At 42.5% G+C, this 1,974-nt stretch carries 2 pseudogenes; both read right to left on the bottom strand.

The window, feature by feature from the left end:
- Positions 1 to 253, bottom strand: a pseudogene (locus IQ228_RS25435) (photosystem II q(b) protein); the annotation flags it as partial.
- Between the two features lie 1,074 nt (positions 254 to 1,327).
- Positions 1,328 to 1,974: pseudogene (locus IQ228_RS25430) on the bottom strand (photosystem II q(b) protein); the annotation flags it as partial.

Below are 1,974 nucleotides of genomic sequence, written 5' to 3'. Positions count from 1 at the left end.
AAGGAACTACTGCGCCGGAAATGATGTTGTTTCCGTAGAGTAAAGAACCTGCAACTGGTTCGCGGATACCATCAATGTCAACTGGAGGTGCGGCGATGAATGCAATTACGAAGCAAGCGATCGCAGATAGGAGGGTGGGGATCATGATTACGCCGAACCAGCCGATGTATAAACGGTTGTCAGTGCTTGTGATCCACTCGCAGAAGCGGCTCCATACGTTAGCACTTTCGCGCTGTTGTAAGGTGGTTGTCATGTGTTTATAATTGCGTTTGAGTTATGTATGTTCTGGTAGGTATTTCTACCTCATGTCTTTATAGTAAGCCTTATATTTCGATTTGTAAAGGGGTTTTCGTAATATTTTTCGATAAATCTAGAAACCTGGGTCGTCTTTATGGCTATAACCTAGATATGGCAAGGCTTTCTACTGTTAATATTTCTTATAAAAACTTTTAATTTTCTTGTTACCTACGCAAAACATTCCTCAAACCCTCATTTCTCTGTGTTCTCTGTGGCTGGAGTTGTATATCTATAAGTAATTGGACAAAAATATTTACAGTCATTGCGAGCGAAGGGAAGCAATCACAACCCTTGCGATTGCTTCATTTCGTTCCATATGGCTAACGCTGCGCTAACGCAATGACATTGTGTAATTAATTCTGTCTCACTACTTAACAAAACCCTTACGGTACAAGGGTTATAAACAATTATTTCCATATTTTCATGTCTGTTAGCTTCTACACCCGCCCGGAAATTCATTTCCGGGCTAATAGCGAAAGTAAACTCAAGTTTACTCAAAAATTTCCGGGTTATTTAGTCATCTTCAGATGACTTCTGCTATTAGACTGGGAATATGGCTAACGCCACGCTACGCTATCATTCCCAGGCGGGATAGATGTTTTACGTTAAGTTGACACCAATGAAGCTCTTGCTTTACCCCTACGTTTAGAATCAAACAATTAAGCCGTTTTCAGTATAACGCCACGCTGCGCTATTAGGAGGATTTAGAAGAAGTTAGAAGTAATATCAAGTCTGGAAAATTGAACGATTTTTTTTGACGGGTAATGATCGGAAAAACTTCTGTTCTTCCCTCCCCTGCCTCTTTTCTCCCCCTGCTTGCCTTCACCCGTCATTTTCGGGTTGACAGACTACTAGTACAAAACGGCGTAAATAAACCAACCATTCTAAATCCTCCAAAAGCCTATACTGTCTTCATTTTGACTTTTGACTTTTGACTTTTGACTTCCGCCTTGCGGTACTAGTCAGTATGTTCCCAAAACAAAAAAACGCTCCCCATAATTGGAGAGCGTTTTCTATTTAACTAAACCGATTAACCGTTGATTGCAGGAGCGCTTAAAGCAACAGGAGCAACATCAGCAGCAGCCAAGTCTAGGGGGAAGTTGTGAGCGTTGCGCTCGTGCATTACTTCCATACCTAAGTTAGCGCGGTTGATTACGTCAGCCCAAGTAGCGACTACGCGACCTTGAGAATCCATGATTGATTGGTTGAAGTTGAAACCGTTCAAGTTGAACGCCATGGTGCTGATACCCAAAGCTGTGAACCAAATACCAATTACAGGCCATGCAGCGAGTAAGAAGTGTAGTTGACGGCTGTTGTTGAAGGAAGCGTATTGGAATATCAAGCGACCAAAGTAACCGTGAGCAGCTACGATGTTATAGGTTTCTTCTTCTTGTCCGAATTTGTAACCGTAGTTTTGCGATTCGTTTTCGGTTGTTTCTTTAACTAATGAAGAAGTCACCAAAGAACCGTGCATTGCGGAGAACAAAGAACCACCGAAGACACCAGCTACACCTAACATATGGAAGGGGTGCATCAAGATGTTGTGTTCAGCTTGGAACACGATCATGAAGTTGAATGTTCCAGAGATACCTAAAGGCATACCGTCAGAGAATGAACCTTGACCGATTGGGTAGATCAGGAATACTGCGGTTGCTGCTGCTACAGGTGCAGAGAAGG

Source organism: Dolichospermum sp. LEGE 00246 (assembly GCF_015207865.1).
GTDB classification, from domain to species: domain Bacteria; phylum Cyanobacteriota; class Cyanobacteriia; order Cyanobacteriales; family Nostocaceae; genus Dolichospermum; species Dolichospermum heterosporum.
Note: the sequence above shows the minus strand (reverse complement) of the source record. Positions and strands in the feature narration are given on the sequence as shown.